This is a genomic window from Limnohabitans sp. TEGF002, assembly GCF_055395845.1.
This window is the reverse complement of sequence record NZ_AP029224.1, coordinates 2,573,020-2,587,572: the sequence shown is the minus strand read 5'-3', so window position 1 is coordinate 2,587,572 and position 14,553 is coordinate 2,573,020. Positions and strand designations below refer to the sequence as shown.

The following is a 14,553-nucleotide window of genomic DNA, read 5'->3' as shown; positions in this document are numbered from 1 at the left end:
CCAATTGTCAGTCAGCGCCGATCTTCCGACCGATGTTCACGGGCTGGCCTTGGACCACCGTGTGCGCAATCAATCGCTCATCGCCCAGCACGATCATCGCAAATAGCCATTCGGCCAGGGTCTCGGTTTGGGCGGTGCGGCGGGCTAGCAGGGGCGTGGCTTTGGGGTTGAGCACCACAAAGTCGGCTTCGCAGCCAGGCAGCAGGTTGCCCATTTTGCCACTCAGGTCCAGCGCATCGGCAGCGCCCGCCGTGTGTTGCCACCACAGGTGTTCTGGGGCGAGGCTCATGCCGGGGCGGCCCACGCTTTGACGCGCCACGGTGTAAGCCGCGTGCATGGTTTGAAAGGGGCTGAAGCTGGTGCCGCCACCCACATCGCTGGCCAGGCCGTAGCGCAAACCTGCCGCGTCAGATGCCGCGTAGTCAAAAAAGCCGCTGCCCAAAAACAGGTTGCTGGTGGGACTGACGGCGGCGCTTGCGCCGACCTCGGCCATGCGGCGGCGGTCGGTTTCGTCCAAATAGATGCAGTGCGCGTAGACCGAGCGCTGGCGCAAGAGGCCTGTGCGGTCGTACACGTCCAGGTAGCTCCGCGCCTCGGGGAACAGCTCATGCACCCAGCGGATTTCATCCAAGTTTTCGGCCACGTGCGACTGGATCCAAACATGGGGGAATTGCTGCGCGATCTCGCCCGCGCCGTGCAGCTGCGCCTGGGTGCTGGTGGGCGCAAAGCGCGGCGTGATGGCGTAACCCAAACGGTCCACGCCGTGCCAGCGGCGGATCAGGTCTTCGGTCTGGCGCAGGCTCAAGTCGGTGTCGGTGTCGCGCAGGCCGTCGGGGCTGTGGCGGTCTTGCAGCACCTTGCCGGTGACCATGCGCAGCTGGCGTTTTTGCGCCTCGGCCATGAAGGCATCGACCGATTCAGGGTGAGCGGTGGCAAAGCACAGGGCGGTGGTCACGCCGTGGCGCATCAACTCGTCCAGAAAAAACCCCGTGACCTCTTGCGCGTAAGCCGGGTCGGCAAACTGTTTTTCGTGAGGAAAGGTGTAGTGCTCCAGCCAGGGCAGCAGGCCGTCGGCGGGCGAGCCGATTACATCGGTTTGCGGGTAGTGGAGGTGCAGATCGACAAAGCCCGGCGCGATGCACAGGCCAGGCCAGTGGGTCACGGGCAGGTCGGGGTACTGCGGTGCCAGGTCTCGGTAGGGTCCGATGGCCTGGATGCGCACGATGCCATCGGCTTCGCGGGCGGTGACCATCAGACCGTCGGCTTCGTGGCTGGCTTTGGGCTGGGCAGGGTCGGCGAACCAGAGCAAGCTCGCTCGCCAAGCTTGGTGTTCGGTCAGTTGGGCGTCGTGGCGCATGGTGCGGGTGAGTCTGAATACGGGGATAAACACCCGGAAAAACCGGGTGTTGGCAGTGGTACATTGTGCGGCAATCTCTTGGCTTGCAAGGCTCGGGTCATCGCTTTAGGCGCGGACTTTGCAAGAGACTTATCAGACCCCTCTATCGCACCCGACATGACCACCCCCCTTTTGTCTTTACAGGGCATCACCAAACGCTACCCCGGCGTGGTGGCCAACCAGGACGTGTCGCTCACCGTGATGCCTGGCCAAGCCCATGCCGTGCTGGGTGAAAACGGCGCGGGCAAGTCTACGCTGATGAAAATCATCTACGGCTCGGTCAAGCCCGACGAGGGCCGGGTGATGTTCAACGGCCAGCCGGTCAACATCCGCAACCCGCAAGAAGCCCGCAAGCTGGGTATCAGCATGGTGTTTCAGCACTTCAGCTTGTTTGACACGCTGACCGTGGCGGAGAACGTGTGGTTGGGTCTGGACAAGTCGCTGAGCCTGGCCGAAGTGACCGAGCGCATCGTGTCCAAGGCCAGTGAGTACGGCCTGGACCTGGAGCCCGAGCGCCCGGTGCACACCCTGAGCGTGGGCGAGATGCAGCGGGTGGAGATCATCCGTGCCTTGTTGACCGAACCCAAGCTTTTGATTCTGGACGAGCCGACTTCGGTGCTGACGCCGCAGGCGGTCGAAAAATTGTTTGTGGTGCTGCACAAGCTGGTCAGTCAGGGCGTGAGCATTTTGTACATTTCGCACAAGCTGCACGAAATCCGTGCGCTGTGCAGCGCCTGCACCGTGCTGCGCGGCGGCAAGCTGACGGGCGTGTGTGATCCGCGTGAAGAGTCCAACGCCAGTCTCAGCCGCTTGATGATTGGGGCCGAGCCACCAGCATTGCAGCATGTGGCGCGCGAGCCGGGTGAGGTGGTGTTGGCGGTCAAGGGCTTGACCCTCACGCGCCAAGATCCGTTTGGGGTGGATCTGGACGACATAAATTTGCAGGTGCGTGCAGGCGAGGTGTTGGGCCTGGCGGGCGTATCGGGCAATGGCCAAAAAGAATTGATGTGGGCCTTGTCGGGTGAAGACACCCGTGCAGGCACGCAGTGCGGCGCAGCCAGTGTGAGCTTGTCGGACCAGCCGGTGGCGGCCCTGGGGCCGGTACCGCGCAGGCAGATGGGTCTGCACTTTGTGCCCGAAGAGCGGCTGGGGCGAGGCGCTGTGCCTTCGCTCAGCCTGTCGCAAAACCTGCTGCTCACGCGCAGCGAGGCCGTGGGTGCGGGCGGTTGGGTGCGCATGGGCGCGCTGGCCGATCAGGCCCGCAGCGTCATTGACCGCTTCAAGGTCAAGGCCTCGGGGCCAGATGCCGCAGCGCAGTCGCTCTCAGGCGGCAATTTGCAAAAGTTCATTGTGGGGCGCGAGATCAGTGCGACCCCGAAGTTGCTCATCGTCTCGCAACCCACTTGGGGCGTGGACGTGGGCGCAGCGGCGCAGATTCGCGCCGAAATTTTGGCGCTGCGTGACGCGGGTTGCGCGGTGCTGGTGGTGAGTGAGGAGTTGGAAGAATTGTTTGAACTGTCTGACCGCATGCATGTGATCGCCAAGGGCCGTTTGTCACCTTCTGTGGCGCGGGCCGAGGCCACGGTGGAACGCATTGGCGAGTGGATGAGTGGTTTGTGGCACGAAGCCTCTGATAAAGCACAGGAGGCGCAGCATGCTCAAGCTTGAAATGCGGCCCCAGGCTTCGCGCCTGTGGACCTATGCCTCGCCCCTGCTGGCGCTGGTGCTCACAGTGCTGCTGGGTGTGGCGCTGTTCATGGCACTGGGCAAAGACCCAGTGCGCGGGCTGCAAATGTTCTTTTGGGAGCCGGTCAAAACCAGCTATGCCCTGGGCGAGTTGATGGTCAAGGCCACGCCTTTGCTGATCATCGCGCTGGGTTTGTCGGTGTGCTTCCGGTCCAACGTGTGGAACATCGGCGCCGAGGGGCAGTTTGTCATTGGCGCGGTGTGCGCCGGTGGCATGGCGCTGCTGGCGGACAAAGACACGGGCCGCTGGATCGTGCTGGCGGTGTTGCTGGCGGGCGTGTTGGGCGGCATGTTGTGGGCAGGCCTTACGGCGCTGCTGCGCGACCGTTTCAATGCCAACGAAATTTTGGTCAGCCTGATGCTGGTGTACGTGGCCGACATGGTGCTGAGCTATTTGGTCTATGGCCCTTGGAAAGACCCAGCAGGTTTTAACTTTCCACAGTCCAAAACCTTTGAGGCGGTCACGCAGATTCCGCGTTTGATGGACGGCTCCCGCGTCAGCGTGGGCTTGTTGCTGGCGCTGGTGGGGGCGGGCTTGTTGTGGGTGTTTTTGTTCCGCACCCGCGCCGGTTTTGCCCAGCAGGTGGGCGGGCTGGCCCCGGCGGCAGCGCGTTATGCCGGTTTCTCTTCACGCAAGGCGCTGTGGGTGGCGCTGCTCACGTCGGGCGGTGCGGCGGGTCTGGCGGGTGCTTTGGAGGTGGCGGGGCCGATTGGGCAACTCACGCCCTATGTGCCTGCGAGTTATGGATTCGCTGCGATCATCGTGGCCTTTGTGGGGCGTTTGCACCCGGCGGGCATGGTGCTGTCGGCGGTGCTGATGAGCATGTTCTACATCGGCGGCGAGCTGGCGCAGTCTCGCCTGGGGCTGCCCAAGTCGATCACCGGCGTGTTCCAGGGTTTGCTGCTGTTTTGTTTGTTGGCGTGTGACACGCTGGTGGCCTACCGCTTGCGTTGGGTGGCTGCCAAGAAAGGGGGCGTGTGATGGAGTCGTATGCATTGCTGATCGCAGCCACCCTGAATGCGGGGACGGTGCTGGCCATCGCCGCTTTGGGTTTGCTGATCAATGAAAAAGCCGGGGTGGTGAACCTGGGCGCCGAGGGCCTGATGCTGTGCGCCGCCATCGCGGGTTTTGCGGCCGTGGTGCACACCGGCAACGACTGGCTCGGGTTTGCCGCGGGCATGGGTGCGGGCGCGGTGCTGGCGGCCATTTTTGGGGTGCTGGTGATTTGGCTCAATACCAACCAGTACGCCACCGGCCTGGCGCTGAGTCTGTTTGGTGTGGGGTTTTCGGCCTTTGTCGGCATTGGCTATGTGAAAGAAAAGTTGCCCGATCGGCCTCAATTTGCCATTCCGGGTCTCGCCGACATCCCGCTGGTGGGGCCTGCTTTGTTCAAGCAGCACCCGCTGGTGTACGGTGCCATGCTGCTGGTGTTGGCCCTGATTTGGTTCTTGTACAAAAGCCGCACCGGTTTGGTGCTGCGCGCCGTGGGTGAATCGCCTGCATCGGCCCATGCTTTGGGCTACCCGGTGCGCCGCATCCGCTTGGCGGCAGTGGTGGCTGGGGGGGCACTGTGTGGTTTGGCCGGTGCCTACATCTCGGTGATCTACACCCCGCTGTGGGTCGAAGGCATGGTGGCTGGCAAGGGCTGGATCGCCTTGGCGCTGACCACCTTTGCCACCTGGCGTCCGGCACGCGTATTGCTTGGGGCTTACTTGTTTGGTGGCGTCACGATGCTGCAGTTCCATTTGCAGGGCATTGGGGTCCAAGTGCCCAGCCAGTTGCTCACGGCGCTGCCCTACATCGCCACCATCGTGGTGCTGGCCCTGATCTCGCGCAACCCGACTTGGATTCGCGTGAACATGCCAGCCTCACTGGGCAAGCCCTTTTATCCCGGTTCATAATTGCTGTTTTTCAACCCCTGTAACCCTGTTCAAAAGGACCTGACATGACAGACCTCTCCAAGCGCTCCATCGTCAAGATGGTGGCCCTGACCGCTGTGGCTGCCGCCGCATTGGTCGGCTGTGGCAAAAAAGAAGAAGCTCCCAAAGCTGAAGCCCCCGCTGCGGCCAAGGCCGAGCCTTTGAAGATCGCGTTTGCGTATGTCGGCCCCGTGGGCGACGGTGGCTGGACCTTTGCGCACGACAACGGCCGCAAAGAAATCGAAAAAGCCTTCGGCGACAAAGTGGTCACCACCTTCGTTGAAAAAGTGCCAGAAAGCGCTGACGCTGAGCGCGTGATCCGCGACATGGCCGCCCAAGGCAACAAGCTGATTTTTGGTACCACCTTCGGCTACATGGAGCCTATGCTCAAAGTCGCTGCGGACAACAAGGGCGTCAAGTTCGAACACGCCACCGGCTACAAAACCGCCGAGAACATGCGCACTTACGACAGCCGCACCTACGAAGGCGCTTACATGGCGGGTGTGATCGCTGGCAAGATGACCAAGACCAACACCCTGGGTGTGGTCGCTTCCATCCCAATCCCTGAAGTGGTGCGCAACATCAACAGCTTCACCATGGGCGCGCAGTCGGTCAATCCCAAGATCAAGACCAAAGTGGTTTGGGTGAATGAGTGGTTCAACCCACCCAAAGAAACAGAAGCTGCCACGTCGCTGATCAACGGCGGCGCGGACGTGTTGATGCAAAACACCGATTCGTCGGCCGTGCTGCAGACCGCCGAGAAAATGGGCAAGCGCGCCTTTGGCTGGGACTCCGACATGACCGCTTACGGCCCCAAGGCCCACCTGGGTTCGGCCGTGATCAACTGGGGTCCTTACTACGTCAAGGCCGTGGGTGAAGCCCTGGAAGGCAAGTGGAACGGTAACCAAGCTTCCTGGTGGGGCGTGAAAGAAGGCGCGATTGATATGGTCAACGTCGCCGCTGACGTGCCAGAAGACACCCAAAAGAAAATCGCCGAGATCAAAGCCGGTCTGAAAGACGGCAGCTTCTCCATCTGGAAAGGTCCAATCGTGGACCAGGCCGGTAAAGAAATGCTGGCCAAAGACGCTGTCGCCGACGACAAGTTCTTGGGCGGTGTGATGTTCTACGTCAAGGGCGTGGAAGGCAAGATCCCAGGCAAGTGATCAGCTGCGCCCCACAGGCGCTGATCGAACGAAGCCGCCCGATGCAAGTCGGGCGGCTTTTTTTTGATACCCTGAGCCTATTGCTCACACCACCAAGGCCCAAGCTTTGTTCAAACACCTGGAAGCCCCCACCGCCGAACGCAGAAGCTGGCGGCACATCGTGTCCGACTTTGGCAGCACTTACGCCGCCAATGCCTTGATTGGTTTTATCTTTGCCGCCACGGGCCCGGTGGCCATCATCTTGTCGGTGGGTACACGTGGCGGTTTGTCGCCGCAAGAGCTGGCGTCCTGGGTCTTCGGGGTGTTTCTTGTCAATGGTTTGGTGACTTTGCTGATGAGCTGGCGCTACACCACGCCCTTGGCTTTTGGCTGGACGATTCCAGGCACCGTGCTGGTGGGGCCTGCTCTGCAACACCTGAGTTTCCCCGAGGTGATCGGTGCCTTTTATGTGACCAGTGCCTTGGTCTTGTTGCTGGGCTTGAGCGGCTGGGTCAAGCGCGTCATGGCGGCGCTGCCCATGCCGATTGTCATGGGCATGGTGGCCGGGGTGTTCTTGCGCTTTGGCCTGGACATCGTGCGGGCCTTGCAAAGCGATGTGGCGATTGCGGCCCCGATGGTGGCCGTGTTTTTGTTGCTCTCGGCCAAAGCCGATTGGGGCAAGCGATTGCCACCTGTCATCGGCGCTTTGTTGGTGGGGGCTTTGGCGGTGGCGCTGTCGGGCAGGCTGGACGCGGGCGCTGTGGGCCAATTGACTTTGGCGCAACCGGTGATTCAGGCGCCCGTGTGGTCGTGGGCGGCCATGCTGGAGCTGGTGGTGCCCTTGGCCATCACGGTGCTGGTGGTGCAAAACGGACAGGGCGTGGCGGTGCTCAAAAACGCAGGGCATGAGCCACCTGTGAACGCCATCGCCGTGGCCTGCGGCCTGGGTGCAGCGGTGAGCGCGGTGTTCGGTGCGGTCAGCACTTGCCTGACGGGCCCCACCAATGGTTTGCTCACCTCGTCTGGCGAGAAGCCGCGCCACTACACCGGGGCGCTGATGTTCGGCGTGCTGGCTTTGCTGTTTGGCCTGATGGCCCCCACCTTCACAGGGCTCATGCTGGCCGCACCCAAAGAGTTCATCATGGTGCTGGGCGGGCTGGCCATGCTGCGCGTGCTGCAAGGCGCGTTTGTGGCTTCGTTTGGCGCGGGCAAATTTTCACTCGGTGCATTGGTCAGCCTGTTGGTCACGGTGGCCGACATTGGCTTGTTCAACATCGGCGCGGCATTCTGGGGTCTGGTGGCCGGGTTTGCAGTGTCGTGGTGGATGGAACGGGGCGATTTTCGCAAGCCCTGATGGTCAGTCACGGATGGATGGACGCATGATCGAGAAAGTCAACGAAGGCGTTTACGCCCTGCACGACCCTGCTGGCCAGCATGTGGGCTACTTCAAATGGATTCAGGGCCAATGGAAGTTCAAGGCCGTGGGTTATGGACCCTCGGGTCAGTTGATTCCCGGTGGCGGCCCCTTGACGGATCGGCACAACACCCCGTTGGCGCAACTGGACGAAGCCCTGATTCGAGCGACGTTTTTCGACAAGGAGTGAGCATGTTCAAAGTCCAAGTTCCCCAGGCGCGCTTGCCCGAGTTGCTGCGTGCCATGCCCAAGGCCGAGCTGCACATCCACATCGAAGGCTCTTTGGAGCCCGAGTTGATCTTTGCACTGGCCCAGCGCAACGGCGTGCCACTGCCCTATGCCGATGTGGCAGCTTTGCGCAGCGCCTATGCCTTCACCAACTTGCAAAGTTTTCTGGACTTGTATTACGCCGGTGCCAGTGTGCTGCTGCACGAGCAGGACTTTTACGACATGGCTTGGGCTTATTTTGAAAAAGCCGCCGCCGACCATGTGGTGCGGGCTGAGTTGTTTTTTGACCCGCAAACCCACACCGCACGCGGCGTGGCCATGGGCGCGGTCATCGAAGGCCTGCACCGCGCTTGCCGCGATGCGCAAACGCAGTTGGGCATCAGCGCCGATTTGATCTTGTGTTTCTTGCGCCACCTGTCTGAAGAAGACGCTTTGGCCACGCTGGAAGAAGCCATGCCTTGGCGCGAACACTTCATCGGCGTGGGACTGGACTCCAGCGAGCTGGGTCACCCGCCCGAAAAATTTGCCCGCGCCTTTGCCCGTGCCCATGAACTGGGCCTGCATGTTGTGGCCCATGCGGGCGAAGAAGGCCCGCCCGCTTACATCTGGAGTGCACTGGACGTGCTGCAAGTCGAGCGCATCGACCACGGCGTGCAAGCCATTCACGACGCAGCTTTAATGAAGCGCCTGGCCGATACCCACATGCCACTCACCGTGTGTCCCTTGTCCAATCTCAAGCTGTGCGTGTTCAAAACTTTGGTCGATCACAACCTGGGCCAGATGTTGGACGCAGGCTTGTGTATCACCATCAACTCCGACGACCCCGCTTACTTTGGCGGTTACCTGAACGACAACTATGTGCAGACCTTTGCCGCGCTGCACCTGAGTGCCCAGCAAGCCTACCAACTGGCGGCCAACAGCATTGAGGCGAGCTTTGCGCCTGAGGTGGACAAGTACCGCTGGATGCATGAATTGAAGGTTTGTTTTCAGGGGTTTGCGGAGCAGGACTGACGCATGCAGGGCGCTTGCTAGAATCCCACCCCGAAGCCCGCTGCCCCGGCGGGCTTCGTTTTGTGTATCACCGGGGCCATGTAGAGGACTACCATGTATAAAAACCTCGCTGCCACGCTCGTGGCCGCCTGCTTTTTTCTTCCGGCCGTTCAGGCCCAAACGCCTTCCAAATTGACCGAGCCCATCAAGGCCGGTTTTGTCTATGTCTCGCCCATCACCGAGGCGGGCTGGACCAAGCAGCACGACGAGGGCCGCAAGGCTGTTGAGAAGGCTTTGGGCGACCAGGTCAGGACCACTTTTGTGGCCGATGTGGCCGAGGGTGCTGACGCCGAACGCGTGATCCGCGACTTGGCCCAACAAGGCAACAAGATCATTTTCACGCCCAGCTTTGGTTACATGGAGCCCACGCTCAAGGTGGCCAAAGAATTTCCGAATGTGAAGTTCGAGTCGGTCACCGGATTCAAAACGGCCTCCAACGTGGCGGCATCGAACGCCCGTTATTACGAAGGCCGCTTTCTGGCGGGCATCGCCGCCGGGCGCATGACGAAGTCCAACGTGGCCGGTTATGTGGCGGGTTTCCCGATCCCCGAGGTGCTGCAGGGCATCAACGCCTTCACCTTGGGCATGCGCTCGGTCAACCCACAAGCCACCGTCAAAGTGGTTTGGCTCAACGCCTGGTTTGACCCACCCAAAGAGCGCGAAGCGGCCATGGCCCTCTTCAACCAAGACGTGGATGTGATCGCGTTCCACACCGGCTCCACCGCGGTGATGGCTGCGGCGCAAGAGCGCGGCAAGATGGCTGTGGCTTACCACTCCGACATGCGCAAGGTGGGCCCAGATGCGCAGATCATCGCGGTCACCCACCAGTGGGGCGATTACTACACGGCCCGCATCAAAGCCGCCCTGAACGGCAGTTGGACTTCGGGCAGTGTGTGGGGTGGCGTCAAGGACGGCATGATCCGCGTGGGCGACTTCGGCCCCAAGGTGTCCAAGGCGGTGCAAGATGAAATTTTGGCCAAACAAAAAGCAGTGGGCTCAGGCCAATTGAAGCCCTTCACAGGCCCGATCACCGACAACGAAGGCAAGCTGGTGTTGCCCGCAGGCCAAATTCTGAGCGATGCCCAAATCCTGAACATGAACTACCTGGTGCAGGGCGTGTTGGGTCGCATCAGCCGCTGAACCCAGAGCTTTGGCGTCGGTCAGGTGCTGCTGGAGCACCTCCAGCCAGTGGCTGGCGGAGACCCTAAAATAAGCAGAATTGACATAAAGGCACACCATGAGCATCAAGAGCGACAAATGGATCCGACGCATGGCCGAGCAGCACGGCATGATCGCGCCGTTCGAGCCTGGCCAGATCCGCCAAAACGCGGCTGGCCAAAAAATTGTGAGCTACGGCACCAGCAGTTATGGCTACGACATCCGTTGCGCCCCTGAGTTCAAGGTGTTCACCAACATCTACAGCACGGTGGTGGACCCGAAGAACTTCGACGAACGCAGCTTTGTGGACATCGAAGGCGATGTTTGCATCATCCCGCCCAACAGCTTTGCACTGGCCCGCACCGTGGAATATTTCCGCATTCCGCGCAATGTGCTGACCATTTGCTTGGGCAAAAGCACCTACGCCCGCTGCGGCATCATCGTGAACGTGACGCCCTTCGAGCCCGAGTGGGAAGGCTATGTCACGCTGGAGTTCAGCAACACCACGCCGCTGCCCGCCAAGATTTATGCGGGTGAGGGCTGTGCCCAAGTGTTGTTCTTGGAAAGCGACGAAGTGTGCGAAACCAGTTACAAAGATCGCGGCGGCAAATACCAAGGCCAAGTGGGCGTGACGTTGCCCAAAACCTGAGGTTCAACCTCCGGTTTTTGGCCTGTCAGCCCAAAATGCGACAATAGCGGGTTAATGACCGACTCTTTTTCCAATTTATCGCTGGCGCCTACGCTGGCACGAGCCGTAGCCGAAATGGGCTACGAATCCATGACCCCTATCCAGGCCCAAGCCATTCCGGTGGTGTTGACGGGCCAGGACGTGATGGGCGCAGCCCAGACGGGCACAGGCAAGACGGCTGCTTTCTCGCTGCCTTTGCTGCAGCGCCTGCTCAAACACGAAAACCCTTCCACATCGCCTGCCCGCCACCCCGTGCGCGCTTTGGTGCTCTTGCCCACGCGTGAGCTGGCCGACCAGGTCGCCCAACAAATCAAGATGTACGCCAAGTACACCCAGCTGCGCAGCGCAGTGGTGTTTGGCGGCATGGACATGAAGCCCCAGACGCTGGAGCTCAAAAAGGGTGTCGAAGTCCTGGTGGCTACACCGGGCCGTCTGCTCGATCACATCGAAGCCAAAAACGCGGTGCTCAATCAGGTTGAATATGTGGTGCTCGACGAAGCCGACCGCATGCTCGACATCGGCTTTTTGCCCGATTTGCAGCGCATCTTGAGTTTCTTGCCCAAGCAGCGCACCACACTGCTCTTCTCGGCCACCTTCTCGCCCGAGATCAAGCGCCTGGCGGGCAGCTACCTGCAAAACCCCATCACCATCGAAGTGGCCCGCCCCAACGAGACGGCGTCTACAGTGGAGCAGCGTTTTTACGCCGCCCAAGACGACGACAAGCGCCGCGTGATCCGCAAGGTCTTGGACGACCGTGGCATCAAGCAGGCGTTCATCTTTGTGAACAGCAAACTTGGCTGCGGCCGTTTGGCACGTTCGCTCGAGCGTGAAGGCTTGCGAACCGCCGCCTTGCACGGCGACAAGAGCCAGGACGAACGCTTGAAGGCATTGGAAGCTTTCAAGAAGGGTGAAGTTGATTTGCTGGTGTGTACGGATGTGGCCGCTCGCGGCCTGGACATCAAGGATGTCCCTGCGGTGTTCAACTTCGATGTGCCTTTCAACGCCGAAGACTATGTGCACCGCATTGGTCGCACGGGCCGCGCCGGAGCCTCTGGTCTGGCGGTGACGCTGGTCAGCCCTTCAGATGCACGTTTGGTGGGTGACATTGAAAAGCTGATCAAGAAAAAGCTGGAAGTGGAAACCCTGCAGCTGGATACGCGCCCCGCAGGCCCGCCCCCTGAAAAGTGGGGTGAACGCGCCGAAGACCGTCCGCGTGCTCGCGCTTCTGAAGGCCGCCGCCGGGAGCACGACCCCCGAGACGCGTTGGATGCGCCGAATGAGCGACGCGGCGGTTTCCGCCCAGCGCCGATCAACCGCGATCCGTTTTTCCAAAAGCCTTATGAGCCAGCGGCCACTGACGCGGCACCGAGTTGGGAGCCCAGTGGCCCCAAAACGGTCCGTTCGTCGATTTCGGCCAACATCAAGCCCAAACGCAAAGTGGCGGCTTTGTTCAAATCCGGCGAGTAATCACCTGCCCATGGGCTTGTCCGCTGGGCAAGCATCTGCGGAATTGATCAGGCTGGAGTCCCGGTCTTTGCCGGGGCAACCAACGGGCGTCATTTGAGGCTGTCAAAATGCCCCCATGCGCTCTAACTTTTTCCTTCCTCCGTTTCCTCTCGTTTCCCAGCCTTTGAACGGGCTCTGGCCCGATGTGTCGCGTGGTTTTGTGGCATCGGCAGTGGTTTTGTTGTCCGCGCCGGGCTTTGCCATCGCCCAGGCCCCCTCTGCGGCACCTGTCTCAACCGATCTTGGCCAAGTTGAGATTCGCGGCACCCGCAACAGCGACACCGAGGCGCGGCAAGAGTCCACCGCCTCCAAAATCGTGATTGGCCGCGAAGAGATCGAGAAACAAGGCGATGCCACCCTGGGTGATGTGCTCAAGCGCTTGCCGGGTGTGACGGTGCAGGGCGCTCCCGGCCGGGGCGGGGCCATCCGCATGCGCGGCTTGGGCGGTGGTTACACCCAAATTTTGCTGGATGGCGAGCGCATGCCGCCCGGTTTTTCGGTCGACTCCTTGACCCCCGAGCAAGTGGAACGCATTGAAATTTTGCGAGCACCGACCGCCGAAACCGGCGCGCGCGCGATTGCAGGCACGATCAACATCGTGCTGCGCGAAGGCCGAAAAGCCACACCAGACGATTTGAAAATCACCCGCAGCCAAGAGCATGGCGAGGGCACCACCATGGTGAACTGGGTGCATAACCTGAATACCACGCCCTTGAGCGGCACCTTCACCCTGTCGGCCATGGACAACCAGCGCGCCGACGAAAGCGTGACCGAGATCGATTCGGATTACCGTGTTGACCAGGTGCGCAAGTCCGAGTCCTCGGGGCGGCGCAAAGGCGTTCACGCCAACACCCGTCTGCAGTGGAAAGGTGAGCAGGGCAAAACCCTGACTTTGACGCCTTTTTTGATTTACTCCGAATACGCTGCCCAAGGCCGCATCGATGCTCGCCCTGTGACATCGACCAGCATCACTGACGCTGCTTTGACAGACAACAAGAGTCGCTATGCTGCCGCTCGTTTGAACGGTCAGTGGAATCAGCGCTTGTCGGCCGATGACCGCCTTGAGGTGCGTTTTGGTCTGGGCCAAGCCAAGTACAACCAACATATCACCCAGAGCGTCACCACCAGCACAGGGCTTTTGTCCAATGCCTTGGATGAGCAACGCTTCACCGATCGCACCACCAGCCTGAATGGCAAATGGACCCGGGTGCTGGACAACGGCCACCAGCTGGTCTCTGGCTTGGAGCATGAAGGTGTGCGCCGCGTCGAAGAGGCCAGCGCAGGCGCGGGCGACGAAAGCGGCAACCTGACGGCCCGCACGGCCCGATGGGCGGTCTACACCCAAGATGAATTCAAGATCAATCTGAATTGGTCTGCTTATGCAGGTGTGCGTTACGAAAGCATCCTCACAGAGGGGCAGGTGAGTGATGAAGTCAAGCGCAACAAGAGCCAAGTGTGGACGCCTTTGCTCCATGCTTTGTGGAAGCCCGATCCGGCCAAACGAGACCAAGTGCGCATGAGCCTCACGCGAAGCTACAGGACGCCCACGCTCTACAACTTGGTGGCACCCCTGCGTTACGCGCGGGATTACCCGATCGCGGTCAACAATGTGCCGACTCAGCCAGACCGCATTGGCAATCCTGATCTGAGGCCCGAGCTGGCAACCGGCATTGACTTGGGATTCGAACGCCACCTCGAAGGCGGCGGTGTGCTCGGTGCCAATGTGTTCCGCCGCAACATCAGTGATCTGATCCGTTACCAAACCCGTTTGCAGGCCGTGCCTTGGTCAAGTCAACAGCGTTGGGTGTCCAGCCCCCAAAACGTAGGCGACGCTGTGACCCAAGGCATCGAGCTGGAAGCCAAGTTCCGCCTGAACCAAGCCTGGGCGGCGGCTTGGCCTGTGGACATCCGCAGCAACCTCAGTTTTTTCCGATCCAAGGTCAAGGATGTGCCCGGCCCCGACAACCGGCTGGACCAACAGCCCAGCATGACCGCCAACTTAGGTGCCGATTACCGGCTTCGCGGCATGCCGCTGACTGTGGGGGGCAATGTCAACTGGAACCCGGATTACGAGACGCGGCGCAGCCAGGAGCAAATGTCCTACCAAGGCATCAAACGCGTGGTGGATGTGTACGGCCAGTGGCGTTTTTCTTCTGCAACCGCCTTGCGTTTGACCGTCAGTAACTTGTTGCCGCGCGACTATGAGACCGCCACCACGTTCAATACGGGTACGCAACAGGAGACAGCCCGCACCACCGACCGCAATTGGCGCAACATCCAGCTTCGTCTGGAAATGAAAATTTAA

The 14,553-nt window shown here is 60.8% G+C and carries 12 protein-coding genes; 11 read left to right on the top strand and 1 reads right to left on the bottom strand.

The features are described 5' to 3' along the window. Positions 1 to 7: 7 nt before the first annotated feature. Positions 8 to 1,357: a guanine deaminase gene (gene guaD / locus ACZ5SR_RS12860; RefSeq protein ID WP_464449051.1), complete on the bottom strand. Its 1,350-nt coding sequence runs from the start codon at positions 1,355 to 1,357 to the stop codon at positions 8 to 10. 156 nt (positions 1,358 to 1,513) lie between these two features. Between guaD and ACZ5SR_RS12855 the strand changes: the two genes are divergently transcribed. The 11 genes from ACZ5SR_RS12855 (at position 1,514) to ACZ5SR_RS12805 (ending at position 14,553) form a co-directional block, all read left to right on the top strand. Then, a complete protein-coding gene (locus ACZ5SR_RS12855) occupies positions 1,514 to 3,064 on the top strand; it encodes an ABC transporter ATP-binding protein (RefSeq protein WP_464449050.1) in 1,551 nt (516 codons plus the stop codon). Then, positions 3,051 to 4,124, top strand: a complete 1,074-nt coding sequence (locus ACZ5SR_RS12850) for an ABC transporter permease (RefSeq protein WP_464449049.1) — start codon at positions 3,051 to 3,053, stop codon at positions 4,122 to 4,124. Before ACZ5SR_RS12855 ends, ACZ5SR_RS12850 begins: the two co-directional genes overlap by 14 nt. Further along, complete coding sequence (locus ACZ5SR_RS12845; RefSeq protein ID WP_464449048.1) at positions 4,124 to 5,044, top strand: ABC transporter permease; 921 nt, start codon at positions 4,124 to 4,126, stop codon at positions 5,042 to 5,044. Before ACZ5SR_RS12850 ends, ACZ5SR_RS12845 begins: the two co-directional genes overlap by 1 nt. 44 nt (positions 5,045 to 5,088) lie before the next feature. After that, positions 5,089 to 6,225 carry a BMP family ABC transporter substrate-binding protein gene (locus tag ACZ5SR_RS12840; protein ID WP_464449047.1) on the top strand — a complete coding sequence of 379 codons (1,137 nt, stop codon included), beginning with the start codon at positions 5,089 to 5,091 and terminating at the stop codon, positions 6,223 to 6,225. A gap of 106 nt (positions 6,226 to 6,331) precedes the next feature. Next, positions 6,332 to 7,558 carry a benzoate/H(+) symporter BenE family transporter gene (locus ACZ5SR_RS12835; protein ID WP_464449046.1) on the top strand — a complete coding sequence of 409 codons (1,227 nt, stop codon included), beginning with the start codon at positions 6,332 to 6,334 and terminating at the stop codon, positions 7,556 to 7,558. 25 nt (positions 7,559 to 7,583) lie between these two features. Then, positions 7,584 to 7,808: a hypothetical protein gene (locus ACZ5SR_RS12830; protein WP_464449045.1), complete on the top strand. Its 225-nt coding sequence runs from the start codon at positions 7,584 to 7,586 to the stop codon at positions 7,806 to 7,808. Between the two features lie 2 nt (positions 7,809 to 7,810). After that, positions 7,811 to 8,857, top strand: a complete 1,047-nt coding sequence (locus ACZ5SR_RS12825) for an adenosine deaminase (RefSeq protein WP_464449044.1) — start codon at positions 7,811 to 7,813, stop codon at positions 8,855 to 8,857. 93 nt (positions 8,858 to 8,950) lie between these two features. Next, positions 8,951 to 10,036, top strand: coding sequence for a BMP family ABC transporter substrate-binding protein (locus tag ACZ5SR_RS12820; protein WP_464449043.1), 1,086 nt, complete (start codon positions 8,951 to 8,953; stop codon positions 10,034 to 10,036). A 97-nt stretch (positions 10,037 to 10,133) separates the two neighbouring features. After that, complete coding sequence (dcd, locus tag ACZ5SR_RS12815; RefSeq protein WP_464449042.1) at positions 10,134 to 10,703, top strand: dCTP deaminase; 570 nt, start codon at positions 10,134 to 10,136, stop codon at positions 10,701 to 10,703. Between the two features lie 54 nt (positions 10,704 to 10,757). After that, entirely contained in the window at positions 10,758 to 12,209 is a 1,452-nt protein-coding gene (locus ACZ5SR_RS12810; protein WP_464449041.1) for a DEAD/DEAH box helicase, read from the top strand. Between the two features lie 163 nt (positions 12,210 to 12,372). Further along, the gene (locus tag ACZ5SR_RS12805; RefSeq protein WP_464449040.1) at positions 12,373 to 14,553 is read left to right on the top strand and encodes a TonB-dependent receptor plug domain-containing protein; all 2,181 of its coding nucleotides are present in this window, start codon (positions 12,373 to 12,375) and stop codon (positions 14,551 to 14,553) included.

Coding starts and splice junctions, on each gene's coding strand:
- ACZ5SR_RS12820 (WP_464449043.1), top strand. CDS start 8,951: ATGTATAAAAACCTCGCTGCCACGCTCGTGGCCGCCTGCTTTTTTCTT.
- ACZ5SR_RS12855 (WP_464449050.1), top strand. CDS start 1,514: ATGACCACCCCCCTTTTGTCTTTACAGGGCATCACCAAACGCTACCCC.
- ACZ5SR_RS12810 (WP_464449041.1), top strand. CDS start 10,758: ATGACCGACTCTTTTTCCAATTTATCGCTGGCGCCTACGCTGGCACGA.
- ACZ5SR_RS12830 (WP_464449045.1), top strand. CDS start 7,584: ATGATCGAGAAAGTCAACGAAGGCGTTTACGCCCTGCACGACCCTGCT.
- ACZ5SR_RS12825 (WP_464449044.1), top strand. CDS start 7,811: ATGTTCAAAGTCCAAGTTCCCCAGGCGCGCTTGCCCGAGTTGCTGCGT.
- ACZ5SR_RS12840 (WP_464449047.1), top strand. CDS start 5,089: ATGACAGACCTCTCCAAGCGCTCCATCGTCAAGATGGTGGCCCTGACC.
- dcd (WP_464449042.1), top strand. CDS start 10,134: ATGAGCATCAAGAGCGACAAATGGATCCGACGCATGGCCGAGCAGCAC.
- ACZ5SR_RS12850 (WP_464449049.1), top strand. CDS start 3,051: ATGCTCAAGCTTGAAATGCGGCCCCAGGCTTCGCGCCTGTGGACCTAT.
- ACZ5SR_RS12845 (WP_464449048.1), top strand. CDS start 4,124: ATGGAGTCGTATGCATTGCTGATCGCAGCCACCCTGAATGCGGGGACG.
- guaD (WP_464449051.1), bottom strand. CDS start 1,357: ATGCGCCACGACGCCCAACTGACCGAACACCAAGCTTGGCGAGCGAGC.